The 25913-nt window shown below is 64.0% G+C and carries 23 protein-coding genes; 12 read left to right on the forward strand and 11 right to left on the reverse strand.

Annotated features, from left to right (window positions below):
* Positions 1-16 precede the first annotated feature (16 nt).
* Entirely contained in the window at positions 17-2464 is a 2448-nt protein-coding gene (locus AWB65_RS01385) for an arylsulfatase (RefSeq protein WP_087665423.1), read from the forward strand.
* Positions 2465-2503: 39 nt separating this feature from the next.
* Here the strand turns inward: AWB65_RS01385 and AWB65_RS01390 are convergent, their stop codons facing one another.
* Entirely contained in the window at positions 2504-3136 is a 633-nt protein-coding gene (locus AWB65_RS01390; protein WP_087665424.1) for a response regulator transcription factor, read from the reverse strand.
* The gene (locus AWB65_RS01395) at positions 3133-5007 is read right to left on the reverse strand and encodes a sensor histidine kinase (RefSeq protein WP_159907485.1); all 1875 of its coding nucleotides are present in this window, start codon (positions 5005-5007) and stop codon (positions 3133-3135) included. The genes AWB65_RS01390 and AWB65_RS01395 overlap by 4 nt, the downstream gene beginning before the upstream one ends.
* An 89-nt stretch (positions 5008-5096) precedes the next feature.
* On the opposite strand from AWB65_RS01395, the gene AWB65_RS35385 reads away from it, so the two are divergent.
* Positions 5097-5399 carry a hypothetical protein gene (locus AWB65_RS35385; protein WP_125474058.1) on the forward strand — a complete coding sequence of 101 codons (303 nt, stop codon included), beginning with the start codon at positions 5097-5099 and terminating at the stop codon, positions 5397-5399.
* Positions 5400-5426: 27 nt separating this feature from the next.
* Complete coding sequence (locus tag AWB65_RS01400; RefSeq protein WP_087665426.1) at positions 5427-5792, forward strand: BON domain-containing protein; 366 nt, start codon at positions 5427-5429, stop codon at positions 5790-5792.
* A gap of 51 nt (positions 5793-5843) precedes the next feature.
* On the opposite strand, the gene AWB65_RS01405 is transcribed toward AWB65_RS01400, so the two are convergent.
* From AWB65_RS01405 to AWB65_RS01425, 5 genes are all read right to left on the reverse strand, one after another.
* The gene (locus AWB65_RS01405; protein ID WP_087665427.1) at positions 5844-7520 is read right to left on the reverse strand and encodes a bifunctional aspartate transaminase/aspartate 4-decarboxylase; all 1677 of its coding nucleotides are present in this window, start codon (positions 7518-7520) and stop codon (positions 5844-5846) included.
* 64 nt (positions 7521-7584) lie between these two features.
* On the reverse strand, positions 7585-9276 hold the full coding sequence (gene aspT / locus AWB65_RS01410; RefSeq protein WP_087665428.1) for an aspartate-alanine antiporter: 1692 nt from the start codon (positions 9274-9276) through the stop codon (positions 7585-7587).
* Between the two features lie 278 nt (positions 9277-9554).
* Complete coding sequence (locus AWB65_RS36605) at positions 9555-10004, reverse strand: hypothetical protein (protein WP_200821643.1); 450 nt, start codon at positions 10002-10004, stop codon at positions 9555-9557.
* A 54-nt stretch (positions 10005-10058) separates the two neighbouring features.
* Entirely contained in the window at positions 10059-10598 is a 540-nt protein-coding gene (bamE, locus tag AWB65_RS01420; protein ID WP_087665429.1) for an outer membrane protein assembly factor BamE domain-containing protein, read from the reverse strand.
* A 58-nt stretch (positions 10599-10656) separates the two neighbouring features.
* Entirely contained in the window at positions 10657-11565 is a 909-nt protein-coding gene (locus AWB65_RS01425) for a peptidoglycan DD-metalloendopeptidase family protein (RefSeq protein ID WP_087665430.1), read from the reverse strand.
* A gap of 564 nt (positions 11566-12129) precedes the next feature.
* Between AWB65_RS01425 and AWB65_RS01435 the strand changes: the two genes are divergently transcribed.
* Positions 12130-12381: a GlsB/YeaQ/YmgE family stress response membrane protein gene (locus AWB65_RS01435; protein WP_087665685.1), complete on the forward strand. Its 252-nt coding sequence runs from the start codon at positions 12130-12132 to the stop codon at positions 12379-12381.
* A 72-nt stretch (positions 12382-12453) separates the two neighbouring features.
* Here the strand turns inward: AWB65_RS01435 and AWB65_RS01440 are convergent, their stop codons facing one another.
* On the reverse strand, positions 12454-13116 hold the full coding sequence (locus AWB65_RS01440) for a VTT domain-containing protein (protein ID WP_087658359.1): 663 nt from the start codon (positions 13114-13116) through the stop codon (positions 12454-12456).
* 220 nt (positions 13117-13336) lie between these two features.
* Between AWB65_RS01440 and mutL the strand changes: the two genes are divergently transcribed.
* Positions 13337-15253, forward strand: coding sequence for a DNA mismatch repair endonuclease MutL (gene mutL / locus AWB65_RS01445; RefSeq protein ID WP_087665432.1), 1917 nt, complete (start codon positions 13337-13339; stop codon positions 15251-15253).
* Positions 15250-16197 carry a tRNA (adenosine(37)-N6)-dimethylallyltransferase MiaA gene (gene miaA, locus AWB65_RS01450; RefSeq protein WP_087665433.1) on the forward strand — a complete coding sequence of 316 codons (948 nt, stop codon included), beginning with the start codon at positions 15250-15252 and terminating at the stop codon, positions 16195-16197. Before mutL ends, miaA begins: the two co-directional genes overlap by 4 nt.
* Before the next feature lie 48 nt (positions 16198-16245).
* Here the strand turns inward: miaA and purM are convergent, their stop codons facing one another.
* Positions 16246-17301, reverse strand: a complete 1056-nt coding sequence (purM, locus tag AWB65_RS01455; protein ID WP_087665434.1) for a phosphoribosylformylglycinamidine cyclo-ligase — start codon at positions 17299-17301, stop codon at positions 16246-16248.
* A gap of 197 nt (positions 17302-17498) precedes the next feature.
* Between purM and hda the strand changes: the two genes are divergently transcribed.
* From hda to panB, 6 genes are read left to right on the forward strand one after another with little or no spacing between them, the layout of a single operon-like run.
* Entirely contained in the window at positions 17499-18323 is an 825-nt protein-coding gene (gene hda / locus AWB65_RS01460) for a DnaA regulatory inactivator Hda (RefSeq protein ID WP_200821651.1), read from the forward strand.
* A gap of 11 nt (positions 18324-18334) precedes the next feature.
* Positions 18335-19018, forward strand: a complete 684-nt coding sequence (locus AWB65_RS01465; RefSeq protein WP_087665435.1) for a histidinol-phosphatase — start codon at positions 18335-18337, stop codon at positions 19016-19018.
* The gene (pcnB, locus tag AWB65_RS01470; protein WP_087665436.1) at positions 19015-20643 is read left to right on the forward strand and encodes a polynucleotide adenylyltransferase PcnB; all 1629 of its coding nucleotides are present in this window, start codon (positions 19015-19017) and stop codon (positions 20641-20643) included. Before AWB65_RS01465 ends, pcnB begins: the two co-directional genes overlap by 4 nt.
* 57 nt (positions 20644-20700) lie before the next feature.
* Complete coding sequence (folK, locus tag AWB65_RS01475) at positions 20701-21261, forward strand: 2-amino-4-hydroxy-6-hydroxymethyldihydropteridine diphosphokinase (RefSeq protein ID WP_087665437.1); 561 nt, start codon at positions 20701-20703, stop codon at positions 21259-21261.
* Positions 21258-21941 (forward strand): deoxynucleoside kinase, encoded by a 684-nt coding sequence (locus AWB65_RS01480; protein ID WP_087665438.1) that lies wholly within the window; start codon positions 21258-21260, stop codon positions 21939-21941. Before folK ends, AWB65_RS01480 begins: the two co-directional genes overlap by 4 nt.
* Before the next feature lie 54 nt (positions 21942-21995).
* Positions 21996-22811, forward strand: a complete 816-nt coding sequence (gene panB, locus AWB65_RS01485; protein ID WP_087665439.1) for a 3-methyl-2-oxobutanoate hydroxymethyltransferase — start codon at positions 21996-21998, stop codon at positions 22809-22811.
* Between the two features lie 4 nt (positions 22812-22815).
* Here panB and pabB read toward each other — a convergent pair whose 3' ends face one another.
* The gene (gene pabB / locus AWB65_RS01490) at positions 22816-24588 is read right to left on the reverse strand and encodes an aminodeoxychorismate synthase component I (RefSeq protein ID WP_087665440.1); all 1773 of its coding nucleotides are present in this window, start codon (positions 24586-24588) and stop codon (positions 22816-22818) included.
* 7 nt (positions 24589-24595) lie between these two features.
* The gene (gene dnaJ / locus AWB65_RS01495; protein WP_087658345.1) at positions 24596-25732 is read right to left on the reverse strand and encodes a molecular chaperone DnaJ; all 1137 of its coding nucleotides are present in this window, start codon (positions 25730-25732) and stop codon (positions 24596-24598) included.
* Positions 25733-25913 lie beyond the last annotated feature (181 nt).

The raw sequence follows: 25913 nt of genomic DNA on the forward strand, positions 1-25913 counted from the left end.
GCGAAAGGAGAACGCCATGATCGATAGTCACTCGCGCGACGAAGACGGCCGCGCTACGCCGTCGCCCATACGAAATCCCCAGCGTGCTTCGATCGCGTGGCTCGCAGGCAAGATCACGCTTGGACTTGCGCTGACGCTGAGCCTGGCGCTACCCGGCTGGGGACAAGGCGTGCCGCCGGGCAATTACAAGATGGGCGAAGTCCTGCCGATCCAGCCGCCAGCGCAGCCTCCGATCACCGAGATGGACTGGCGCAAAGTGAAACCGCCGGAACGTTTCGTCGTGAAGCCGCCGAAGGGTGCGCCCAACGTGCTCGTGATCCTGATGGACCAGGCGGGCTACTCCGATCCGTCGACGATGGGCGGACCGATCCACACGCCGACGATGGATCGCCTCGCCGCCAACGGCCTGACCTACACCAATTTCCACGTCAATCCGCTTTGCTCGCCGAGCCGCGTCGCGCTGCTCACGGGACGCAACTCGCATCAGAACAGCATGGCGGGCGTGACGGGCACCAACACGAGCTATCCGGGCGACTCGGGCGTCCGGCCGCTCACCATCTCGACTGTCGGGACGATGCTGCAAAGCTGGGGTTATCTCACGAGCTACTTTGGCAAGAACAACGAAGTGCCGGACAACGAGGTGAACATCAGCGGCCCGTTCGACCGCTGGCCGACCCGTAGCGGCTTTGACAAGTTCTACGGCTATATCGCGGGCGAGCAGTCGTCGTTCCATCCGAACCTGATCGACGGGACGACCTACATCGCCACGCCGCGCGATCCGAACTATCACTTCAATCGCGACCTGACCACGAAAGCGCTGGACTGGGTCCGCGCGACGCATTCGCTCACACCGGACCGGCCGTTCTTCATGTACTACGCGCAGAGCGCGAGCCATCCGCCGCATACGCCGCCGAAAGACTGGTTCGAGCGCGATCCATACAAGGGCAAGTTCGACCAGGGCTGGGACAAGCTGCGCGAAGAAACGCTGCAGCGGCAGATCAAGCTGGGCATCGTGCCGCCGGGCACGAAGATCGCGAAGAATCCGGACACCGTGCAGAAGTGGGACTCGCTCGACGCGGATTCGAAGAAGGTGTTTTCGCGTGAGATGGAGGTCTACGCGACGCTGACCGAGAGTGCGGACTTCGAAGTGGGCCGTCTGGTCGACGGCCTCAAGGAAATCGGCATGCTCGACAACACGCTGATCTTCTACATTTTCGGCGACAACGGCGGGTCGGTCGTGGGCGACCTGAACGGCACGTTCGTCGAATGGTCGAGCCTCAACGGCGCGCCGGAGGATGTTCCGTATCTGCTGTCGCGCCTGAAGGAATACGGAACCGAGAACTCGTATCCGAACTACGCCGTCGGCTGGGCGATGGCGGGCAGCACGCCGGCGACGCTCGGCATCACGTTCTCCAGCGGCGGCGGGATCATGTCGGGCATGGTCGTGCAGTGGCCTGCGGGCATCAAGGCGAAGGGCGAGAAGCGGCGGCAGTACACGCACCTTATCGACGTCGTGCCCACGATCCTCGACGCGGTCGGCATACCAGCGCCGAAGTACGTGAACGGCGTCGAGCAGTTGCCGATGCCCGGCGTGAGCATGCGCTACTCGTTCGACAACGGCAACGCGCCGGAGCGGCATCGCGTGCAGTACACGGAGACGGCCGGCAACCGGAGCATCTATCAGGACGGCTGGCTCGCCGCCACGATCCACAGCGCCCTGTGGGAGCCCAAATTGCGCACGGATGACTTCTCGAAGGACAAATGGGAGCTGTACAACCTGCACGAGGATTTCGGGCAGGCCACCGATCTCTCGGCGCAATATCCGCAGAAACTCGAGCAGATGAAGGCGCTGTTCATCGAGGAAGCGCGGAAGAACAACGTCTTGCCGCTGGACGACCGGCGTGCCGAACGGCTCAATCCTGAAGTCGCGGGACGGCCCGACATCATGTACGGGCGAAAGGAGCTGACGCTGTACCCCGGCATGCCCGGACTGACCGAAAACAGCTTCATCAACACGAAGTCGGTCTCGCACACGATCACCGCCGAACTCGAGATTCCGAAGGGAGGCGCGACGAAGGGCGTGGTCATGTCGCAGGCGGGCATGTTCGGCGGCTGGAGCCTGTACGTGATCGACGGCAGGCCGAAGTACACGTACAACTGGCTCGCCCGCGAGCATTACGTGATCGAGTCCCACGATCCATTGCCTTCCGGTCACGTGACGCTCGTCTACGACTTCAAGTACGACGGCGGAGGCCAGCACAAGGGCGGCACCGGCACCTTGTACGTGAACGGGAAGAAAGTCGCCGAAGGCCGCATCGAGAAAACGATGGGCTCGCTCTACTCGCTCGCCGCCGAGACGGCGAACATCGGGGAAGATGCGTACTCGCCGGTCACGAACGACTATGACCCGTGGGACAACGCGTTCACCGGCACGATCGACAAGGTCATGATCAAGTCGCAGTAAGCACGCCGCGCAGCGAAGGTTTGTTCCTTCGCTGCCCGCTCAGGACGCGTCCGCTGGTTGCTTGAGCAGTTCGATCAGTTGCGAGATCGAGTGGATGCCGAGCTTTTGCATGATGCGGGCGCGATGGGTCTTCACCATGCGCTCGGACAGGCTCAGATCCGCCGCAACCGCCTTGTTCAGCTTCCCCGAAGCGAGCCCCGCGACCACGCTGCGCTCGCGCTCCGTGAGCGATTCGAACAGAACCCGGACATCGCTTGCATGCTCGCTTGCGCGCCGTGTCGCGCAATCGCGTTCGATCGCCCGCGCGACTGCGGCAAGCAGTTCGTCCTTCCTGATCGGCTTGGTGAGGAAGTCGAGCGCGCCTGCCTTGAACGCTCTTGCGCACATCGGAACATCGGCTTGTCCTGACAGGAAAATCACCGGCAGCGGCGAGCGCCGTTCAGCCAGAGCTTCTTGCAGATCGAGGCCGCTCGGGCCGCCGGGCATGCGCACATCGAGCAGCAGGCAGCCCGGAGCGTGCGTGGCATCCGACAGCAGGAAATGTCCGGCATCGGAGTAAGTGCGAACCTGATAGCCCGCGACGCGCAGCAGTACCGCGACGGCTTCGCGCATATCGTCGTCATCGTCGACGACGTGGACGACGTGGACGATCGGGATGATAGAGGACGTCATGTTTCCAGCACTCCCTCACGGGATAGTCCCGTGCGTTCCGCGACCCTCAGCGTGATGCGGATCGTCGCGCCCACGCCTTCGTTGTTGAGCGCCGCGAGCCGTCCGCCGTGCGCTTCGACGATCGAGCGGACGATCGTGAGGCCGAGTCCCAGGCCCGTCGGCTTGGTCGTGAAGAAGGAATCGAAGAGATGTTTCTGAGCCTGTTCCGACAGACCGTGCCCCGAATCGGACGCGGCCAGCGCGACCTCATCGGGACCGGCGACCGATGTCGAGAGCGTCAGGCGGCGCTTCGTGACGGGCACGTCCTTCATCGCGTCGATGGCGTTCAGAATCAGGTTCAGCAGCACCTGCTGCAGCGCCGACTTGTCCCCGACGATGCGCGGCAGGTCGCTCGCGAGCGCGAGTTCGCAGGCTACGCTCGCATCGGAGAAGCTGTGGATCATCAGATCGTTGGCTTCGCGGACGACGTCGTTCAGATGCAGCGGACGCAGTTCCAAAGGCTTGCCGCGCGCGAGCGACCGGACTTTCTGCACGACCTCGCTCGCGCGGGCGCTCGCACGCTGGATGCTCGCGACGACCATCGCTGCGTCGGCGGACATCGGCGGGCTTTTCTCCAGCATCATCTGCGCGGCATCGGCGCTGGTCATGATCGCGCCGAGCGGCTGGTTGATCTCGTGCGCGATGCCCGCGGTCAGTTCGCCCAGCACGGCGAGGCGCGACGCCTGATCGAGCGCGCTGCGCTGCTCAGCCGCGGCATGCTCGGCGCGATTGGCGCGGCGCCGCTGGATCAGGAGCGAAGCGATCAACCCGGTCTGTGCGACGAGAACGAGCGCGCCGATGCCCAGTTCCGTCCGATATCGCCTGAACAGGGAATCCGGCTTGTAGAGCACCTTCGTGCCGGGCGGAAGCAGGCTCGAATCGATGTTCCAGCGCTGCAACTGCCGCCAGTCGACCGTCGTCACGGACGGCGGCGACGGCATAATCGACGGCGTAGTTCGTCCCGCATTGCGAAGGATGCGCAGCGCGAGTGCGCCGGCCATCGCGCCCTGCTCTTCCCAGCTCGAAATCGATCCGCCGACGATGCCCGCGCCGAGATACGTGCTGAAGAAGCTGAAGATCGGCGCATGCGCTTTATCAGCGAAGAGGCGGATGAGATCGCGTGGAATGAACGTGTTGCCGTTCGCATCGCGAAAGACGCTCGAATAAAGAATGATGGTGCGCGCGGGAAGCTGCGCGACGCGCTCGAGCATGATGTCGAGCGGCGCGTCCGAAATCCAGGTGACGGGCAGACCATGCGTGCGCATGGCCACCGTGCTCTCGATTCGCCTGCGCCACGCCTGATCGTACGTCGAGGTCCCGGCGATCACCGCGATTCGATCGGCGTTCGGCTGCAAGCGCCGCGCGAGGTCGAGCGTGCCCGCGACATCGAACGCCATGCGCACGCCCGATGCATGCGCGGAGTGTACGCGGCCGAGGAGATCGTCGTCGGGGATGCCGCAGAAGACGATGGGAACATCGGGCCAGAGCGCGTTGGCGTTGCGTTCCAGGAAACCCAGCGCCGGTTGCCGCAGCGCAATGACGACGTCGGGCTCGCGTTGCGCGAACTTCGTTTTCAGATATTGCGTGATGACGGTATCGGGCGGCGGCGTGCCGGACTCGAGCGCATGCAGCGGTTCGGTGACGAATTCAATGGTCGCGTCCGACTCGCGCGCGAAGACTTCGCGGATGCCGCGATCCTGCGCGATCGCGGACGGCAGATAAGGATCGCCGCCTTGCATGATGAGCACGCGCCAGCGGACGGCGGCGGAGGTGTCGGCGAAGCTTGAAGCGCTCAGCAGCACGGGAATTCCCGCCGCGAGCGCGTTGAACATGCGCCTCGAGCAACCGGGAAGACGCCGACGACGTTGAACGCGTTCATGCACGTTATTCGTCTCCATGCGGCGCAACGCGGGCAAACCGAATGGACCTCGAAGTCATCGCAATTACTCCTGTCGGCGCAGACGACGCGCTGGTCATTGTCCATAACAATTCTAGTGCGACGGACGCGCAGGATATGTCGAAATTAGAATTGGCTTTCGATAAATTACAAGTCGCGAATATCAATGGCGCGCGTTCCGGGCGGCGAAATAATCGAATTGTCGTGATAGACGCTAGATCGCTGATTAAATCGGCTGACGGTTCAATACCGACGACAATACCGTTGCCTGACAACACTCGACATACCGGGTATCTTTACGTTCCAGCGCACCTTGGCGCCATTTGAAAAACATACGAGAAAAGGAGAATCGCAATGAATGCACTGAAACCACTCAAGCTGGCGGCTGGCGTTCTGGTCGTCGCGGTATCGATGAACGCGGGAATGCTCAGCGCCTACGCGCAATCCAGCGACGCCGCGGCCGCCACATCGGCGGCACCGAGCGCGAAGTCGTCGAAAGCGGCGAACCGGGCGCTCGCGAAGGAGGTGCGCAAGAGCCTGACAAAGACGAAGGGTTTGAGTTCGTCGAACATCACGGTCCGCGCGAACGGCGGCGCCGTGACACTCGCGGGCACCGTCCCCGATGCCGCGCAGATCGACAAGGCAGGCGAAGCCGCGAAGGGAACGGCGGGCGTCACGTCAGTCAAGAACGCGCTGACGATCCGCGCGATCGGGCAATAAGCGGGTTAGCAAGGCCACCCGGACCGGCCGTTGCCAGTCCGGGGGCGCCCATCAAAGCACCTTGTTCCGGTCCAGCTTCTTGCCGGACTCGGCGTTATACCGCTCGACATATTCCCCGAGCAACTCCCGAATCGCCCGGCCGATCTGCACATAATCGCTCTCGTTGAGATTCGCGAGCGACACGCGTCCCGACGGATGCTGCGTGCCGAAGCCGCGTCCCGGCAGCAGCACGACGCGCGCGTCCTTCGCCAGCTTGAACAGCAACTCCGACGGCTCCGTGTTCTTGATGATCCAGTCCACGAAATCGCGTCCATACGCGCGCTCGCCGAGGAATTCGAGATCGAGGATCGTGTAGTAATCGACCTTGTTGACGTCGCTGTCGTCGAAGGTGATGCCGATTTCACGATACAGCGCCTGCTTGCGGCTGCGGATCAGGCGCTTCAGCGCATTCTTGTACGCGTCAGGCGTGTCCATCAACGAGAACAGCGAGAACAGAACCATCTGCACCTGCTGCGGCGTCGAAAGCCCGGCAGTGTGATTCAGCGCGACGGTGCGGCTGTCGGCAACCAGCCGGTCGATGAACTTGAGATTCTCGGGCTCCGTCGTGATCGATTCATAGCGCTCGTGCAACTGCTTGCGTTGCTCCTTCGGCAGCGCGGCGATCTGCTGGTCGAGCACGTTGTCGCGATGCGTCGCGATCGCGCCGAGCCGCCAGCCGGTCGCGCCGAAATACTTCGAATACGAATACACGAGAATCGTATTTTTCGGACAGAGCGCGAAAAGCGAGACGAAATCGTCGGCGAAAGTGCCGTAGACGTCGTCAGTGAGAAGGATCAGGTCGGGCCGCTCCTTCACGATTTCCGCGATGTATTCGAGGCTCTCCGTATCCATCTTTACCGATGGCGGATTGCTCGGATTCACGAGGAAAAATGCTTTCACCTTCGGATCGCGCAGCTTGTCGAGCTCCTGCTTCGAGTATTGCCAGCCGTTCGCGACATCGGCGTCGAGATTGACGACGTTCAACTGGTAATCATTGAGACGCGGGATCTCGATATACGGCGTGAAAATTGGCGTGCCGAGCGCGATGGTATCGCCAGCCTTGATCAGGTGATTCTCGCGCATCGTGTTGAAGATATAAGTCATCGCCGCCGTGCCGCCTTCGACCGCGAAAACGTCGAACTCGCCGATGAACGGATACGCGCCGATCATCTCGCGCCGCAAATACTGCCCGACGATCACTTCCGACAGCTTCAGCATCCGGTCCGGCACCGGATAATTCGACGCGAGAATGCCCTCGCACATTTCGTACAGAAACTCGCCCGCGTTCAGCCCCATTTGGTCGCGCACGTACGACACGGCGCCGCGCAGGAAATCGATGCCGGGCACGCCCTTGAAGTCACGCGCGAAAATCTCGAAGCGCTCCTCCAGCCCTTCGCGCTTCGGAAACCCGCCGAGCCCTTCCGGCATGTGCGCGAACGAGCGCTCCGATTCACGCATCGCGAAAAGACCGAGTTGCCAGAAACCGTGGCGCGGGATCGTCGCGAGAAAGTTCGGATTGCCGCGGCCCGCGTTGAGCATCGACAGGTTGGCCGGGCGCTCCACCGCGCCGCCGCCCGCCGCCTTGATCAGTTCGTCCTTCAGTTCGAACGGGCTCAGCGCCGCCATCCCGGCACGGTCGCCGGCGCCTGACTTCGAGCCCGCCTTTGCTGATTTTGCTGACTTTGCCATCCAACACCTCCAGATAGGGTGAACTGCAAAAAATCGGAACGTCGAGAGAAACGTGCGGCCTGCGTCAGGTGAGCAGCATCACGATCACCATCCCCCAGATCGTGAGCAGCGTGTTGCCAACCGCGTAGGTAACCGTGTAGCCGAGGCCCGGCACCTGGCTTTTCGCGGCATCGCAGATCATGCCGAGCGCGGCGGTCGTCGTGCGTGCACCGGCGCAGATGCCGAGCAAGAGCGCCGGGTGAAACTTGAAGACGTATTTCGCGACGAACATGCCGATGATGAGCGGCACCGTCGTCGCGAAAATGCCCCACAGAAAGAGGCTGACGCCGAGTTGCTGCAGGCCCTTCACGAATCCCGGCCCCGCCGTCACGCCGACCACCGCGATGAACACGTTCAGCCCGACCGAGTTCATGAACCAGATGGTCGGCTCGGGAATGCGGCCGAAAGTCGGATGGATCGCGCGCAGCCAGCCGAACACGATGCCCGCGATCAGCGCGCCGCCTGCCGTAGAGAGCGTGATCGGAATGTCGCCGATCTTGATCACGACCGCGCCGATCAGCGCGCCGAGCGTGATCGCGAAGCCGACGAACGCGATGTCCGCCGCGCTCGTCGGACGGTCTAGCACGCCCAGCGTCTTCGCGGCGGCCGTGGTGTCCTGCGTGCGGCCGACGAGCGTCAGCGTGTCGCCACGATGCAGCTTCGTGCTCGGCAACACGGGGATCTGCGTCTCGGTGGGGCCGCGCTTGATCTTGCGCAGGAATACGCCGCGCGCCAGCGGCATCGTGGCGAGTTCCAGCAGCGTCTTGCCGTCGACCTCCTTGCTCGTCACGTAGACATCGACGCCCTCCACCGGCACCGCGAGCAGCTCGGGATCGTCGACTTCGACGCCGCGTGGCCCAAGGATATCGACGAGTTGCTCGCGCCGCCCGCCGACGGCGACGACATCGCCCGCCTGCAACACGTCGTCGAGCTTGGCGTCGTGCACCGCGCCGCCGCGCCGGATGCGCTCGATGAAGAGCCGCGTGCCGGCCTGCTCACGCGCTTCGATTTCTCCCACCGACATCCCGACGACCTGGCCGCCCTCCGGAACCCGGTAGGCGCGCAGTTCGTAGCGATGCCACGCCTGGCCTGGGCCGCCGAGCTCCTGCTTGCCGCCGAGCGTCGCCTCGTATTCCTTGCAGGCCGCGACGAGATCGATGCGCAGCAGGATCGGCCCGAGCGTCGCGAGGATGATCGCCGAGCCGATCGTGCCGAAGATGTAGGTGACGGCGTAGGCGGTGGGCATCGCATCGAGAAGCGACTTGGTTTGATCGGCGGGGAGGCCGAGGCGATTGACGGCGTCGGTGGCGAGGCCCATCGATGCCGAGATGGTCTGCGAACCGGCGAAGAGTCCCGCCGCCGAGCCGATGTCATAGCCCGCGAGTTTGGCGGCGACATAAGGCGCGGCGAGACACAGCGCGCATTGCACGACGGAGAAGAGCGCTTGCGGCAAGCCGTCCTTCGCGATGCCGCGCACGAATTGCGGACCGACGCCGTAGCCGACTGCAAACAGAAACATCAGAAAGAAAACGGATTTGACGTTCGGCGAGATCGTAATGCCGAGTTGCCCGATGGCGATCGCGGCAAGCAGCGTCGCGGTGACGGCGCCAAGACTGAATCCGCGATAACTCTTTCCTCCGACCCAATACCCAATTCCCAATGACAAAAAAATCGCGATTTCCGGATAACTGCGTAGTGTTGCCGTGAACCATGACATACGCACTCCTTTTCGGGCTGATCTTCGGGTGGTGGTTTCGTCGTAAGGTGAGGAGAATTATCGATTGTGGTGCAGGCATGATAGCGCGCGTGAAACGATGATGCGTTACAGCACTTCAATAAATGATGGCATTGCCGAAAATGAAATAGTGGTGGCGACAGTTTCAGTTATTGGGTTTTAATGCCGATTTCGATATCCACCCAACAGCCGAGACTTCGCGTATTCAAACGCCGCTTCTCTATTCCGCAGCCGAAACCGCGGAACATATATTGAGACATTTAAATCCGCCTTGTAAGCGCCTCGGCCTGCATGTCTTCCGACGACTCATCGAGTCGCCACGGCGAACTCGCGTCGTACACGCCCTCGCGCACGCACGCGCGGCACCACTGACGCTCGACGACATCCGCCCGCGCCTCCCACACATGCCCGAACGCGCATTGCCAGCGCAACGGATTCGCGGCATCGATATAAGCGGCGGAGAGCAGCGCCCCGCCCCGCGCCCCGGCGATCCGCGCCAGCCGCTGCATACGCAACTCGCGACGCTGCGCCGCGCAGTTCATGCAGCGCACGTTCTGCGCGGCACTGAGCGAATCGTCCCACGCGTGTCCGCGAGCGCAGTTCCACGCGGCATCGTCCGGTGTTTGCGCGCAAGTCTCGCGATACTGCCCGGCTTGTTCCATCAGCGCGCGATGCGCGCGCTGCCTCTCGTTATATTTGTTTTGCTTCATGGCCCTGCCCTTTCTTGATGCCGTCGGTGCCGTCACTGCGGCATCGGTGTGTCGTCAGTGACGGCCGCCGCCCTCCGCTTCGGAGCGCGAGGTCGTCGTCACGATGCCGTCGGGTCCGAAATGCGCGTTGAACATCGCGTCGCGCGTCACGCCGCCCTCTTCCCAGTGCCAGCTCCAGACGCGTTCCTTCTTGAGCGGATACTCCGCCACCGTGGTCGGCTTGCCGAGCAGGCGGCGCACTTCATCCTGCGACATGCCCGGCCGCACCTTCGCGATGTTCTCCGCCGTCAGCACTTGCGTGGCCGACAAGAAGCGGCCGTTCGCATCGAGATCGACCATGTAGGTGGTCGTCCCGGCCGGGCCGCGCGGATATTCGAGGCGCCTGGAGCCATCGGTGAAAGTGCGCGCGGTTTCGGGCTCGCCCATCTGGTTACGAATCTCGGCTTCGGTCGTGACGCCCGGCTTCAGATCCTTCAGCAGCAAGGCGTCCGGCTTGACCGAATTGAAAATCGACTTGAGCTTGTTCATCGCCTCTTCGCTCTGCTGCTGGTCGCAGCCGCTGACTAGCGACGCCGCGCACAACGCGGCGAGCATGATTCTTTTCACGAGCGGACTCCCTGCCGTGTGGTTTTGGCCAAAGCCGCTTGATGCATCAGCCGCCAGCCTTCATCAGCGGCAGCGGATCGACGGCCTGACCCGACTTGCGCACCTCGAAGTGCAGCACCGGCTTGCCGTCCGGGCCCGTGCCCATGTCGGCGATGGTCGCGCCCTGCTTCACGGTATCGCCTTCGTGCACGAGCAGCTTGCTGTTGTGCGCGTAGGCGGTCAGGTAATCGCCGCTGTGCTTCACGATGATCATCTGGCCATACGCGCGCAGTCCGCTCCCCGCGTAGACGACCTTGCCGGGCGCTGCGGCCTTCACGGGCGCGCCGGTCTTGCCCGCAATATCGATACCCTTGCTGCTGCCGCCGAACTTAGTGACGACGTCGCCCTGCGTCGGCCACGCGAGCGAGAAGCCCTTGCCGCTTCCGGCCGGCTCCGGCTCGGGGCTTACGGAAGACTTCGCCGTCGCAGCCGGCGCCGCAGCGGATGGCGCAGCGGGCGAGGTCGCGCCCAGCAGCGGCGGCTGTGCCGTCTTTGCTGCGCCCGCCGTCGCCGATTTGCTCCAGTCGTCCGCCGATGCGGTCGCGCCCGGCGGCACAACGCGCAGCAACTGGTCGATGTTGACCTGCTGGCTCTCGGGCAGGTTGTTCCACTTCGACAGATCGGCGGGCTTCTGCTTGTATATACGCGCGATGCCGTAGAGCGTATCGCCCGGCTTCACGCGATAGAAACCGGGAGCCGCCGGCGCCGGCGTGACCGTTCCCGCCGGAGGCAGCGCCGTTGTGGTCGCGGGCATCGCGCCATCGCCCGGCGATGTCACGGCGGGCGGCGCGTCGCCGCCCGTCGAGCGCTCGACGACGGGCGCCGGCGTCAGCGAAGACGCACACCCCGCGAGGCCCGCCCCGCACACGACGGCCCACGCCGTCAGCCTGAATAATCCCGAACGCATCACCGCCATACTTCCGATTCCCTGCTGTTTGTTTTAACGACGTCCCGACGCGCGCCGTGACGCTCAGAATCGCGTTCCCACGGCGCATCCGCCGAGGAATGCCCCGTTCGACCCGGCCGCGCCGCAACCGAACAACCCGCAACCCGACAACGACGCCGCCAGCCCGATCACGACGACTGCCGCCCGAACCCGGCGCCACTTGTTCCGCTCTTTTGACTTACTGCGAACTTCGACTGCTTCTTTCACGCCTGACAACCCCTGCGAGCATAAAACATTTAACGATGAAAGCCATTTCCAGGCGCCAATTTTACTGACACTTTGGCGTTCTAACCTTTCACGTTATCACACGCGTTCGGCGCTTCGCATCTGCGCTTGTCCGAATCACGACCGCTTCGCCGTTCGCTCGCAGGCTGGATTCTAGCGGCTCCGTGGCCGATTGGCCTTGCGATCGACGTTCTAACAATGCTTGACATTTGAGGGGGTCCGCGATGCGCGTGCATCGGCTACATTTGCCGCGCTCGATGCGGGTGCATCCTGCATTCTCAATTCTCGGAGGTTGATCGCATGGAATTCATGCAACACGGACTCATCTGGGCGCTGATCATCGGCGCGGTTGCGGGCTGGCTCGCGGGCCTGCTCGTCAAGGGCGGCGGATTCGGGCTGCTGGTGGACATCCTCGTCGGTATCGTCGGCGCGGTGGTCGGCGGCTGGCTCTTCAGCGTGCTCGGCGTATCGCTCGGCAGTGGCATCCTCGGCACGCTGATTACGGCGGTGGTCGGCGCGGTCGTGCTGCTGTTCGTCATTCGACTGTTCCGGCGCGCGTAACGCTTCGCCCTGGCAATCGTCAAGCAGCATGAACGCCGAGGCCGCCAACTGGCGGCCTCGCTCGACGAAAACCTAAACCTTCGACGAACCCCGTCGCGTCATCTTCCACAGCGCGCCGAGCGCGATCGGAATGACGGCCGCGCCGATGCCCACCAGCACGATCACGTTCAGATACTGGCGGATGAACGGGATATTGCCGAAGAAGTAGCCGAGCAGCACGAGCAGCAGCACCCAGATCAGCGCGCCTAGCACGTTGAAAAACTGGAAGCGCATCGCGTCCATCGCCGACGCGCCCGCGACGAACGGCGCGAAGGTCCGCACGACCGGCACGAAACGCGCGATGACGATCGTCTTGCCGCCGTGCTTCTCGTAGAAGTCGTGAGTTTTCTGCAGCGCCGCGCGGTCGAGAAACCGCTCCAGCACGGGAATATTCGAATGGAACACCTTCGGCCCGACCGCGCGGCCGATCCAGTAATTGACCGTGTTCCCGGCGATCGCCGCGACGAGCAGCAGCGCGATCAGCGCGCCGAGATGCATCGAGCCGGTCGCGGCGAATGCGCCGCCGATGAAGAGCAGCGAATCGCCCGGCAGGAACGGGAACACCACGAGCCCGGTTTCGCAGAACACGATCAGAAACAGCACTGCGTACACCCAGCCGCCATAGTGCTGGATGAAAAAACCGAGCGACTTGTCGATATGAAGGATGAGTCCCAGAAATTGCAGCAGTGTGTCCAAAAGTGATCCTCGAAAGAAGTAAGCGACAACGCGTGAAAGCGTCGAATGGCATGAAAAAGCGGTCGCGTCATGATACCGAAAGTCGTTGGCGGAAAACTTAGACGCCCTGCTTTTGGCCGACAGATGCGAGCACAGTGGCGGGCGGATTTGGGGTACAAGCGGCGCGAGGCTCACCGCCGGCAGCCAAAAATCCGCAGACACAAGTCGTTATAATTTGGCGATGCCCGATCTCACCGATACCCCCGCCGTCGATTCGACCCTCGGCGCCGCACGCCGTTCGCGCGCGATCCAGCCGCTCCCCGATCAGTTGATCAGCCAGATCGCGGCGGGCGAAGTGGTGGAACGCCCCGCGTCCGTCGTAAAGGAACTGCTCGAGAACGCGCTCGATGCCGGCGCGACCACCCTGCGCATCACGCTCGATGAAGGCGGCGTGAAGCGCATCGTGATCGCCGACGACGGGTGCGGCATGCCGCCCGCCGAATTACCACTCGCGCTCCTGCGCCACGCGACGAGCAAGATCCGCTCACTCGCCGAACTCGAAGCCGTGGCGACGCTCGGGTTTCGTGGCGAGGCGCTGGCATCGATCGCGTCCGTGGCGGAACTCTTCATCACGAGCCGCACGAGCGAATGCGCGCACGCAACCCGCATCGACGCCCAGACCGGTGTGATTTCGCCCGCGGCGGGCACGGTCGGCACGACGATGGAAGTGCGCGAGCTGTACTTCAACACGCCCGCCCGACGCAAATTCCTGAAAAGCGAGCAGACCGAACTCGGGCATTGCCTCGAAATGATCCGGCGCGTCGCGCTCGCGCGGCCCGACGTCGCGATTTCGGTGATGCATAACGGCAAGGCCGTCGAGCACTGGAACGCGAGCGCGCCGCAAGCGCGAGTCGCGAAAATTCTCGGCGAAGTCTTCGATACGGCGCACCTGCCGCTCGACGAGCGCGCCGGACCGCTCGCCGTGTACGGCTGCGCGGGCCTGCCGACAGCGAGCCGCGGCCGGGCCGACCAGCAGTATTTCTTCGTGAACGGCCGCTTCGTGCGCGACAAGCTGCTTACGCACGCCGTGCGCGCCGCGTATGAGGACGTGCTGCACGGCAACCGCTATCCGTCGTACGTGCTGTTTCTCGACTTGCCGCCCGAGGCTGTCGACGTGAACGTGCATCCGTCGAAGATCGAAGTGCGTTTCCGCGATTCGCGCTCGATCCACCAGTTTGTCTTTCATGCCGTCCAGCGTGCGCTGGCGCGGAACGCGGGCGCGTCGCCGGAAACGACGGCGGGCGGTCACGCAGCGCAGCTTCAGCCGACTGGGCCGGCGTCGTTCAGTGCGCGGCCGCTTGCGGGAGCGGGGGTGCTGAATACAGTATCGACAGGATCAAACACGAGCGAAAACGGCACGACCTGGCTGCGCCAGTCGCGCATGACGCAGGGCACGCTGCCCGTCGCGCAGCCGCTCGCGCTCTACGACGCGCTGTTCGGCCGCCGCGACGTGGCCGCCGAGACGCCATACGTTGCCTACGGCGACAAGGCCGACCCGAAAAGTCACGCCGACGACCAGCCCCTCGGCTTTGCCCTCGGCCAGATCCACGGCATCTACGTGCTCGCGCAGAACACGCAGGGGCTCGTGATCGTCGATATGCACGCCGCCCACGAGCGCATCCTCTACGAGCAGTTCAAGAACGCCCTCGCCGATCGCGCGATCGCCGTGCAGCCGCTGCTGATTCCCGTGTCGATGACGGCGGAGCCGGTCGAAATCGGCGTGGTGGAAGAGGAGCGCGCGACGCTCGATGCGCTCGGCTTCGACCTCGCCGTGCTTTCGCCGACGTCGATCGCGATCCGCGCCGTGCCCGCGCTGCTCAAGGACGCCGATCTGCAATCGCTCGCGCGCGCGGTCATCGCGGACTTGCAGGCGTACGGCGGCTCGCGCGTGTTGACCGAACGCCAGCATGAACTGCTCGGCACACTCGCGTGCCACCACGCGGTGCGCGCGAACCGCCGCCTCACGCTCGACGAAATGAACGCGCTTTTGCGTCAGATGGAGGCCACCGAACGCGCCGACCAGTGCAATCACGGCCGTCCGACGTGGTTCCAGCTGACGCTCGGCGATCTCGACCGTCTTTTCATGCGCGGACAATGAGCGCGAGGAAAACGCTTCCGGTCGCCTGCCTGCTCGGCCCGACCGCGTCGGGCAAGACCGCCGCCGCGCTCGCGTTCGCGGCGCGGCGGCCGGCGGAGATCGTCAGCGTCGACTCGGCGCTCGTGTATCGCGAGATGGATATCGGCACGGCCAAGCCGTCCGCCGCCGAACTTGCGGCGGCACCGCATCATCTGATCGACATCATCGATCCTGCAGAGGCTTATTCCGCCGCCGAGTTTCGGTCGGATGCGCTGCGGCTCGTCGACGAAATCACCGCGCGGGGGAACGTGCCGCTTCTGGTCGGTGGGACGATGCTGTATTTCAAGGCGCTCACGCAGGGCCTAAACGATTTGCCCGCCGCCGATCCCGACACGCGCGCCACCCTCGATGCCGACGCCGTCCGCGACGGCTGGCCCGCGCTGCACGCGCGCCTCGCCGCCATCGATCCGCAGACCGCCGCGCGTCTCGCTCCGAACGATTCGCAGCGCATCCAGCGCGCGCTCGAGGTGTTTATGCTGACCGGGCAGCCGATGTCGGCGTTGCTCGCGGCACCGCGTGCGCAGGAAGAATCGGCGCGCTATCGCTTCGTGCCGATCGCGCTGGAGCCTTCCGAGCGCAGCGTGCTGCACGCACGCATCGCCGCGCGTTTCGATGCGATGCTCGCGCACGGTTTCATCGACGAAGTGAAGCGATTGCGCGCGCGAGGCGATTTGAGCCTAGAGATGCCGTCGATGCGCTGCGTCGGTTACCGGCAGGCCTGGGAATATCTCGACGGTGATACCGACTACAACACGATGCGCGACAAGGGCGTCTTCGCGACGCGCCAGTTGTGCAAGCGCCAGTTGACTTGGCTGCGCGCGATGCCGGAGCGGATCATCGTGGATTGCTGCGCAGCGGATGCAACGGAACAGGCAGTCCGGGCGATGGAGCATGTGGGCCAATGAAAACCGCTCACGGTGGAGCGGTTCTTGTTCAGCGATAAAGGAAAAGTTTCAGATCACCACCGTCTGCGCTTCACCTTCGCGGCTCTCGCGCACCGTCCCGATCATCCAAACCTGCTCGCCCGCCGCTGACAGCAGCCCGGTCGCCGCTTCCGCATCCTGAGCCGCGACGATCACCGCCATCCCGATCCCGCAATTGAACACGCGATGCATCTCCGCATCCGCGACGCCGCCGTGCTTCTGCAGCCACGAGAAAAGCGGCGGCAGCGGCCATGCGCGATGATCGAGCTCGGCGGTTAGCCCTTTGCGCAGCACGCGCGGAATGTTCTCGACTAGCCCGCCGCCCGTGATGTGCGCCATGCCCTTCACGGTCACGCTTTGCATCAGCGAAAGCAGCGGCTTCACGTAGATATGCGTCGGTGCCATCAGCGCGTCGGCGAGCGAGCGGCCGTCGAAATCGGCGTTCAGGTCCGGCTGCGCGCGCTCGATGATCTTGCGCACGAGCGAAAACCCGTTTGAATGGATGCCGCTCGACGCCAGTCCGAGCACGACGTCGCCCGGCTGGATCGTGCTGCCGTCGATGATCTTGCTCTTTTCCACCGCGCCGACCGCGAAGCCCGCCAGGTCGTATTCGCCGTCCGGGTACATGCCCGGCATTTCCGCCGTCTCACCGCCGATCAGCGCGCAACCCGACAATTCGCAGCCTTCCGCGATGCCTTTCACAACGGTAGCCGCCGTATCGACGTCGAGCTTGCCACAGGCGAAGTAATCGAGGAAAAAGAGCGGCTCGGCGCCCTGCACGAGGATGTCGTTCACACTCATCGCGACGAGATCCTGGCCGACCGTGTCATGCTTGTTCAACTGGAACGCGAGGCGCAGCTTGGTGCCGACGCCGTCCGTGCCCGACACCAGCACCGGCTCCTTGTAACGCTTCGGCACTTCGAAGAGCGCACCGAACCCGCCGATCCCGCCAAGCACGCCGTCACGCATCGTTTTCTTGGCAAACGGCTTGATGCGGTCGACGAGTGCGTCGCCGGCGTCGATGTCCACGCCCGCGTCGCGATAAGACAAACCTTGGGCGTCAGGGGCGGATTTCGGCTGATTCATGGGGGATGAGCGAGAAGGTCGGTAAAATAGGATTTTACCCGATGACAGCCGTCCGGCTCGAATTCACGCGTTCCGCGCCGCGTCGCCCGCATCTTTTCAAGACCGGGCAAAACAAGCGGAATGCCCTGCGCCCGGCGCGAACCGTACCGCGGCACCAACCGCACCATGCTTTTCAAGATACGCCCCGACGGAACCGACTGCCCGTGCAACGCCAACTGACGCTCGATCTCGGCACGCCGCCGCCTGCCACCTTCGATAATTTTTTCGCCGCCAGCAATCACGAACTCGTGACGCGGCTGCGCGAACTGGAAGGCGCGCTCGCGGCCGGGCCGGTCGCCGATCGCACGTTCTATATCTGGGGCGAGCCGGGCAGCGGGCGGAGCCACCTGCTGCAGGCGCTCGTCCACGAATCGACGGGCCGCGCGAAGTTTTTGAGCCCGCAAAGCGCCCTGACGGCGTTCGGTTTCGACCCGCGCGTGACGCTCTACGCAATCGACGACTGCGACGGCCTCTCCGGCGCGCAGCAGATCGCGCTGTTCAATCTCTTCAACGAGGTGCGCGCGTATCCGGCGAGCGCGCTCGTCGCGACCGGCAGCGCGCCGCCGATGGGCCTCGAAGTGCGCGAGGACCTCCGCACGCGGCTCGGCTGGGGCCTCGTGTTTCACCTCGCACCGCTCACCGACGAAGGCAAGGCGACGGTGTTGAAACACGCGGCGCGTGAACGCGGCATCGCTCTCGCCGACGATCTACCCGCCTACCTGCTGACACATTTTCGCCGCGACATGCCGAGCCTGATGGCGCTTCTCGACGAACTCGACCGCTTTTCGCTCGAACAGAAGCGCGCGGTCACGCTGACGTTGCTGCGCACGATGACGAAGTCGGCGGAAGGTCGCGCGATCGACGACAAAGCGGACGACAAACCGCCGCCGCCCGCCGACCTCCTCGGTGACCCGCTTAGCATCGAATCCGTGTCGATTTCGCCGGAAAGCGGCTCGCCCCGCGCTTCAACCCGCTTCAAGTAAAATGCGCTCCCATGAACCTCGCCCTTTTTGATCTCGATCACACGCTCATCCCGACCGACAGCGACCACGAATGGGGTCGCTTCATGGTGAAGCTCGGCATCGTCGACGCGGACAAGTTCGCGCGCCAGAACGACGCCTTCTACGCCGACTACAAAGCGGGCGTGCTCGACATCGACGCCTACCTGCACGCGATGCTCGCGCCGCTCTCGAAGTACTCGCGCGAACAACTCGCCGACTGGCACGCGCAATTCATGCGCGAGGTGATCAATCCGCGCATCGTGCCGGCCGCCGTCACGCTCGTGCGGGAACATCAGGACGAAGGCGACCTATGCTGCCTCGTCACAGCCACCAACGCTTTCATCACCGCGCCGATTGCCGAAGCGTTCGGCATCGAAACGTTGATCGCGTGTGAAGTCGAAACCGTCGGCAACCATCCGGAAGGCGCGTTCACCGGCCGTCCGACGGGCACGCCGAGCTATCGCGAGGGCAAGATCGTACGCGTCGAGGCGTGGCTCGCGTCGATGGGCAAGCAGCTTTCCGATTTCCGGCACAGCTATTTCTACAGCGACTCCCACAACGACATCCCGCTGCTGGAAAAAGTCACCGACCCGATCGCGACCAATCCCGACGACACCCTGCGCGCCCACGCGCAAGCCAAAGGCTGGCGCATCCTGGACCTCTTCAATACACAGTGATTAAAAAACTCATCCGCAAGCTGTTCGGGCAGGATAGCGCCGATTCCTCCGATGGCGCTTCGGCCGACGCTGCATCGGCATCGACCGACGCCGAAGCCGACGCCTCAGGCGAAACCAAAGCCGCTGTGCGCAAAACCGCGCGCAAGAAGCCCGCCGCCCCGGCGCACCCGGTCAAGCGCGACCCGAACGTGCCGGTCATCCTGTCATCGGATATTCACGGCATCGATCCCACGCTCATCTCGAAGAACGCGATCCGCGTGACCGACGGCCTGCAGGAGGCCGGGCACCGCGCGTTCATCGTCGGCGGCGCGGTGCGTGATTTGCTGCTCGGCGTCGCGCCGAAGGATTTCGACGTTGCCACCGACGCCACGCCCGATCAGGTGCAAAAGCTCTTCCGGCGCGCACGCATCATCGGGCGGCGCTTTCAGATCGTGCACGTGCAGTTCGGGCAGGACATCATCGAGACGTCGACGTTCCGCGCGCTCGTCGACGTGCCCGTTGACGCGCCGCCCGCCGAGCCGCCGCGGCGCCTGAAGCGCGGCGAACTGGATGCGCGCACGCACGCCGTCGATGCGAGCGGCCGCGTGCTGCGCGACAACGTCTGGGGCGAGCAGCACGAAGACGCCACGCGTCGCGATTTCACGATCAACGCGATGTACTACGATCCGGCGACGCAAACCGTGCTGGACTATCACGACGGCATGGCCGATATCCGCGCGCGCCTGCTGCGCATGATCGGCGACCCGGCGACGCGTTATCGCGAAGACCCGGTGCGGATGCTGCGCGTCGTGCGTTTCGCGGCGAAGCTCGGCTTCGAGATCGAAGAGGCAACGCGCGCGCCGATCAAGGAACTCGCCGACCTGATGAACAACGTGCCGGCCGCGCGTCTCTTCGATGAAATGCTGAAGCTGCTGCTTTCCGGCCATGCGCTCGCGTGTCTCACACGGCTGCGTCAGGAAGGCCTGCATCACGGCGTGCTGCCTTTGCTCGATGTCGTGCTGGAACAGCCCCACGGCGAGAAGTTCGTGACGCTCGCGCTCACCAACACGGACGAACGCGTGCGCGCCGGCAAGCCCGTGTCGCCGGGCTTTCTCTTCGCGACGCTCCTGTGGCACGACATGCAGACGCGCTGGCAGCAGTTCACGGCGGCGGGCGATTATCCGGTGCCCGCGCTGCACCGCGCGATGGACGACGTGCTCGACATGCAAACGGAGAAGCTCGCGATCCACAAGCGCTTCTCGTCGGACATGCGCGAGATCTGGGGCCTGCAGCATCGGCTCGAAAAACGCTCGGGCAGAAGCGCGTTGAAGCTGCTGGAACACCAAAGGTTTAGAGCGGGTTATGATTTCCTCCTGCTGCGCTGCGAATCGGGCGAGCTCGATGCTTCGGTTGGACAGTGGTGGACGGATTTCATCGACGGCGACGCCACCGCGCGCGAAACGCTACTCTCGCAAGGCGGCAAGGAACGCGCGCCGAAGAAGCGGCGCCGGCGCAGCAGCAATGCCAAGCGCAGGACGGGTGAGGGATCGGAAGGTGGCGAGATTCGTAGCGAAGGCTCGGGAAGCGAAACCCGCGAAACACGTGAAGTGCGTGAAGTACGCGATGCCGGCCCCCGCGACGAGTGACTCGATCGAATGCTTCAGTAATGAAAGCAGTTGAACGACTGTCGTAGGACTTATGCCATGACGGTAGCTTATCTGGGCCTCGGCGCGAATCTCGGTGATGCGCGTCAGACCCTGAAAGACGCAGTCGTGTGTCTTGCTCAGCAACGCACGATCACCGTGCTCGCGAAATCGAGCCTCTATCGCACCGCGCCGGTCGACGCCGGTGGCGACGACTATTTCAACTGCGTCGTGAAGATCGAGACCTCGCTGCCCGCGCGGCAACTGCTGCGGCTCTGTCATACGGTCGAGGAGCACTTCGGGCGCGAGCGGCCGTATCGCAATGCGCCGCGCACGCTCGATCTCGACATCCTCCTCTACGGCGATTCCTCCATCGACGAAGCCGATCTCATCGTGCCGCATCCGCGTCTCACCGAGCGCGCGTTCGTGCTCGTGCCGCTCATCGAACTCGACGTCGAGCTTGTGATTCCGCTGCGCGGCCGCGCCGATGAATTCCTCGACGCCGTGAAGGATCAGCGCATCGAGAAGGTCGCGACCTGCCAGTGTCCGATGCTCGCGGCGCAACGCGCGACCTCCGACGCTTCATCCACCGCATCCAACAAACCCGACACCTGCCGATGAGCGCCGCTCCGCCCCTTACTGTCACCGCGCCGCAGTTGCGCCCGCCGCATCGCTATATCGCGATCGAAGGTCCGATCGGCGTCGGCAAGACGACGCTCGCCACACTGCTTGCCGAACGGTGGTCGATGCGCACACTGTTCGAGCGCCCACAGGACAATCCGTTTCTCGAGCGCTTTTATCGCGACACGACGCGCTATGCACTGCAAACGCAGCTGAACTTTGCGCTCCAGCGTCTCACGCAGACGCGCGAAGTCGCCGAGGCGATGACGGGCCACGCGCCGCTCATCGCCGATTTCATCACGCAGAAGAGCGAGCTTTTCGCGCGCCTCACGCTGCCCGACGACGAGTTTCATCTCTATCGCGATATCGCGTCGCGAATCGATACGAGTGCGCCCGCGCCCGATCTCGTTGTGTATCTGCAGGCAAGCCCCGAGGTGCTGTTCGCGCGCATTCAGAAACGCGCGCTGCCGATGGAGCTGCAGATTCCGGACGCGTACCTGCGCGCGCTGTGCGACGCGTACAACGATTTCTTCTATCACTACGACGCGACGCCGCTCCTTACCGTCAACGCCGAGCATCTGAATCCGCTCGATTCGCCGGCGGATTTCGCGCTGCTCGTCGACCGGATCGAGTCGATGCGTGGGCGCAAGGAATTCTTTGTCAAAGGCACGTCGCTCTGAGCTTTCAGGCTTTTCAGGCTTCGGCGCTGACTCACTCTATCTCTCGGAAAGATCATGGCGTACTTGCAGGAAACCGGCCGCAACGCGATCACCGTCCCCAAGCTCCAGACGATGCGCGAAGCAGGCGAGCGGATCGCGATGCTGACGTGCTACGACTCGAGCTTTTCGGCGCTGCTCGACCGCGCGGGCGTCGACGTGATGCTGATCGGCGATTCGCTCGGCAACGTGTTGCAAGGACACAGCACGACGCTGCCCGTCACGCTCGCCGACATCGCGTATCACACGGCGTCGGTGGCGCGCGGCAATAGGGGCGCGCTGATCGTCGCGGACATGCCGTTCGGCACGATCGGCTCGCGCGACGAGGCGTACGCGAACGCGGTCACGCTGATGCGCGCGGGCGCGCAGATGGTGAAGATGGAAGGCGGCGAATGGCTCGCGGATACGGTGCGCTTTCTCGTCGAGCGGTCGATTCCGGTGTGCGGGCACGTCGGGCTGACGCCGCAGTCGGTGCACGCGTTCGGCGGCTTCAAGGTGCAGGGCAAGACCGACGCGGCCGCCGCGCAGATGCGCCGCGACGCCATCGCGCTACAGGAAGCCGGTGCGCAATTGCTCGTGATCGAAGCGGTGCCGACGCTGCTCGCTCGCGAAGTGACCGAGCAGGTCGCAATTCCGACGATCGGCATCGGCGCGGGGATCGATTGTTCGGGGCAGGTGCTGGTACTGCACGACATGCTCGGAATTTTCCCCGGCAAGCGGCCGCGCTTCGTGAAGGATTTCATGACCGGACAGCCGTCGATTTTCGCGGCTGTCGAGGCGTATGTGCGGGCTGTCAAGGAAGGAACTTTTCCTGGGCCCGAGCATACGTTTTGAGGTTTTAGCGTCTCAAGCGCGCCTTGATCGCGCCGCGCAGGGCGTTGCTCAACATCACCGCTTCGGCGCTTTCCAGTTCTTCGCGTGTGATCGTGCGTTCCGCCGCGCTCAATTCATCGAGCAACACGGCGCGCATCACGCCCGGCAGAACGCCCGCGTCGATCGGCGGCGTCCACCAGCGGTTGTCGAGCTTCACGAAAACCGTCGACCGGCCGCCTTCCGTCAACTCTCCCCGTTCGTTGAAAAACAGCATGTCGAACGCGCCTTGCGATTCGGCTTCCTTCCACGCGCGATCGTAGTCGGCGCGGCGCGTCGTCTTGTGGCGCAAGAGCGAATCGCTCGATGCCTGCGGCGCGAAACCGTGCTCGGACGCGAGAAGAACGTCGACGGTTTCGGTGTTCAGCGGCGCTAGCGGCGCGTGCGTCAGCGTGATTTTGCCGCCCTTGTCGAGCGCGATTCGCAGACGATACGGCGTTCCTTCGTCGAACGTTCGGCAACATTGGTCGATCCGCGTTTTCAGTTCTTCGCGATTGAACCTGAAACCGAGATATAGCGCGCTTTGTTCGAGCCGTGCGAGATGCCGATCGATATGCCGCATCCCGTCTTCGCGCGTGGCATAGGCCGTTTCGAACAGTTCCAGGCCCGGATCGGCGCCCGTCAGAAACGACGCCTTCAACCGACACTCCGCATATTCATCAGCGGCGACACTATCGAGCACGATGCCCGCGCCGACGCCCATCGTGCCCCGCCCTTCGCGGACCACGAGCGTGCGAATCGCCACCGACATACAGAAGTCCCCGCCGCGATCCAGCCAGCCGATCGCGCCGGTGTACAGCCCGCGCGGCGTACTTTCGATGGCGTCGATCAACTGCATCGTCCTGTATTTCGGCGCGCCGGTGATCGAGCCGCACGGAAAGAGCGCGCGCACGACGTCCGCGAACGTGGTGCCCGCGCGCACGCGCGCCTCGATCGTCGACGTCATCTGCCATACCGACGCATACGGCTCGATCGAAAAAAGCGCGGGAACGTGCACGGACCCGGTGGCCGCCACGCGCGACATGTCGTTGCGCAACAAGTCGACAATCATCACGTTTTCGGCGCGATTCTTGGGGTCGTCGTGGAGCGCTTGCGGATCGGTTTCGCGCGGTGCGGTGCCTTTCATCGGCCGGGCGCGCAGCAAGTCGCCGCTTTTCTCGATGAACAACTCCGGCGAACACGACACCACCGCGCCGCCCTCCGGCAACGCGATCAGCGCGCCGTAGCGCACCGGCTGCCTTTCCCGCAAGCGCCGATACAGCGCGAGCGGCGTGCCGAACACATCGAACGTCAGCCGATAGGTGTAATTGACCTGATACGAATCGCCCGCGCGCAACGCTTCGTGCACGGCGGCGATCGCCGCGTCGAACTCGTCGCGCGTGACGCTCGCCTCGATTCCCGCGACACCCGCCGCCGCGCCGTCATCGCGCGAGGTGAGCCACGCATCGGCTTCGCCGCGCGAAAGATGCGCGCATTCGCGGAACAACAAAAAGCGCAGCGCGGCATTGCCGGGCTGCGCCAACTGAAGATTGCGTCCGAACTCGTAATCCGCGACGACGACCGCATGCAGACCGTCGCGCAAATCGCCTTCGACCTCCGCACACACGGCATCGAGCACCGCGCCGTCCGTGGCGGACCGCTCGTGCGCGAACCCAGTGTAAAGACGACTCGACCGCCTTTCGGCGGTCGAGTCGCAATCGTCGAGCAGCGCGTAAGCCGCGCCGCGCAGATCGGCCGTCATTGCATCGTCAATCAAAAAAACTCTTTACGCGATCGAACCAGCTTTTGCTCTGCGGACTATGCCGCGCGCCGCCCTCGGTCAGCGACTTCTCGAACTGCTTGAGCAGGTCGCGCTGCTGATCGGTGAGCTTGACCGGCGTCTCGACCTGCACGTGCACGTACAAATCGCCCGCGATGCTGGAGCGCAAACCCTTGATGCCCTTGCCGCGCAGACGGAACGTCTTGCCCGACTGCGTGCCTTCCGGCACCGTGAAGCTCGCGCGGCCGGCAAGCGTCGGCACTTCAATTTCGCCGCCGATCGCCGCCGTAGTGAACGGAATCGGCATCTGGCAATGAAGATCGTCGCCATCACGCTCGAACACCGCGTGCTGCTTGATATGAATCTCGACGTACAGATCGCCGCTCGGCCCGCCGTTGATGCCCGGCTCGCCGTTGCCGGCGGAACGAATGCGCATGCCGTCGTCGATGCCGGCCGGAATCTTCACTTCCAGCGTCTTCGTTTCCTTCACCTTGCCCGCGCCGTGGCAATGCGCGCACGGCTCGGGGATATGGCTGCCCGTGCCGTGGCACTTCGGACACGTCTGCTGGATGCTGAAAAAGCCCTGCGACATGCGCACCGTGCCCTGCCCGTGACACGTCGGACAGGTTTCCGGCTTTGTACCGGGCTTCGCGCCCGAGCCTTTGCAGATGTCGCAATTGACCCAGCTCGGCACGCGAATCTGCGTGTCGTAGCCGTGCGCGGCCTGCTCCAGCGTGATTTCCATGCTGTAGCGCAGATCGGCGCCGCGATAAACCTGCGGACCCGCACGGCCGCGCGCGCCGGCGCCGCCGGCTTGCTGGCCGAAGATGTCGCCGAAGATGTCGCCGAAGGCATCGGCGAATCCGCCGAAACCCTGCGCGCCCGCGCCGGCCATGTTCGGATCGACGCCCGCATGACCGTATTGATCGTACGCCGCCCGCTTTTGCGAATCCGACAGCATTTCATAGGCTTCCTTGCCTTCCTTGAAATGGTCTTCCGCGTTCTTGCTGTCCGGATTGCGGTCGGGGTGGTACTTCATCGCAAGCTTGCGATAAGCCTTCTTGATCTCGTCGTCGCTCGCATTCTTCGCGACGCCCAGAACCTCGTAGTAATCCCGTTTCGCCATATCGGTTCGATGCCGCCGCGCGTGCCGCGCACCGGCTCCCTCTCGGATGCTTCGGGTCTCGCGACCCGTGTGTGCCCTTCGACGCCCCGCTTCTCAATCAGCTTCTCAGCCGACTTTTCAACCACGAAGCCAAGCGCCCTCTAAAAAAACAACGTGCCCGGGGAGCCATCAGGCTCGCCAG

Origin of the sequence: Caballeronia humi, from assembly GCF_001544475.1 — a bacterium.
In the GTDB taxonomy this organism is placed as follows: domain Bacteria; phylum Pseudomonadota; class Gammaproteobacteria; order Burkholderiales; family Burkholderiaceae; genus Caballeronia; species Caballeronia humi.

Coding starts and splice junctions, on each gene's coding strand:
- AWB65_RS01390 (WP_087665424.1), bottom strand. CDS start 3,136: ATGACGTCCTCTATCATCCCGATCGTCCACGTCGTCCACGTCGTCGAC.
- AWB65_RS36605 (WP_200821643.1), bottom strand. CDS start 10,004: ATGAAGCAAAACAAATATAACGAGAGGCAGCGCGCGCATCGCGCGCTG.
- panB (WP_087665439.1), top strand. CDS start 21,996: ATGGCGTACTTGCAGGAAACCGGCCGCAACGCGATCACCGTCCCCAAG.
- miaA (WP_087665433.1), top strand. CDS start 15,250: ATGAGCGCGAGGAAAACGCTTCCGGTCGCCTGCCTGCTCGGCCCGACC.
- AWB65_RS01425 (WP_087665430.1), bottom strand. CDS start 11,565: ATGGCGGTGATGCGTTCGGGATTATTCAGGCTGACGGCGTGGGCCGTC.
- pabB (WP_087665440.1), bottom strand. CDS start 24,588: ATGACGGCCGATCTGCGCGGCGCGGCTTACGCGCTGCTCGACGATTGC.
- bamE (WP_087665429.1), bottom strand. CDS start 10,598: ATGCTCGCCGCGTTGTGCGCGGCGTCGCTAGTCAGCGGCTGCGACCAG.
- aspT (WP_087665428.1), bottom strand. CDS start 9,276: ATGTCATGGTTCACGGCAACACTACGCAGTTATCCGGAAATCGCGATT.
- purM (WP_087665434.1), bottom strand. CDS start 17,301: ATGAATCAGCCGAAATCCGCCCCTGACGCCCAAGGTTTGTCTTATCGC.
- folK (WP_087665437.1), top strand. CDS start 20,701: ATGACGGTAGCTTATCTGGGCCTCGGCGCGAATCTCGGTGATGCGCGT.
- AWB65_RS01400 (WP_087665426.1), top strand. CDS start 5,427: ATGAATGCACTGAAACCACTCAAGCTGGCGGCTGGCGTTCTGGTCGTC.
- dnaJ (WP_087658345.1), bottom strand. CDS start 25,732: ATGGCGAAACGGGATTACTACGAGGTTCTGGGCGTCGCGAAGAATGCG.
- AWB65_RS01480 (WP_087665438.1), top strand. CDS start 21,258: ATGAGCGCCGCTCCGCCCCTTACTGTCACCGCGCCGCAGTTGCGCCCG.
- AWB65_RS01395 (WP_159907485.1), bottom strand. CDS start 5,007: ATGTTCAACGCGCTCGCGGCGGGAATTCCCGTGCTGCTGAGCGCTTCA.
- AWB65_RS01405 (WP_087665427.1), bottom strand. CDS start 7,520: ATGGCAAAGTCAGCAAAATCAGCAAAGGCGGGCTCGAAGTCAGGCGCC.
- mutL (WP_087665432.1), top strand. CDS start 13,337: ATGCCCGATCTCACCGATACCCCCGCCGTCGATTCGACCCTCGGCGCC.
- AWB65_RS01385 (WP_087665423.1), top strand. CDS start 17: ATGATCGATAGTCACTCGCGCGACGAAGACGGCCGCGCTACGCCGTCG.
- AWB65_RS35385 (WP_125474058.1), top strand. CDS start 5,097: ATGGACCTCGAAGTCATCGCAATTACTCCTGTCGGCGCAGACGACGCG.
- AWB65_RS01465 (WP_087665435.1), top strand. CDS start 18,335: ATGAACCTCGCCCTTTTTGATCTCGATCACACGCTCATCCCGACCGAC.
- AWB65_RS01435 (WP_087665685.1), top strand. CDS start 12,130: ATGCAACACGGACTCATCTGGGCGCTGATCATCGGCGCGGTTGCGGGC.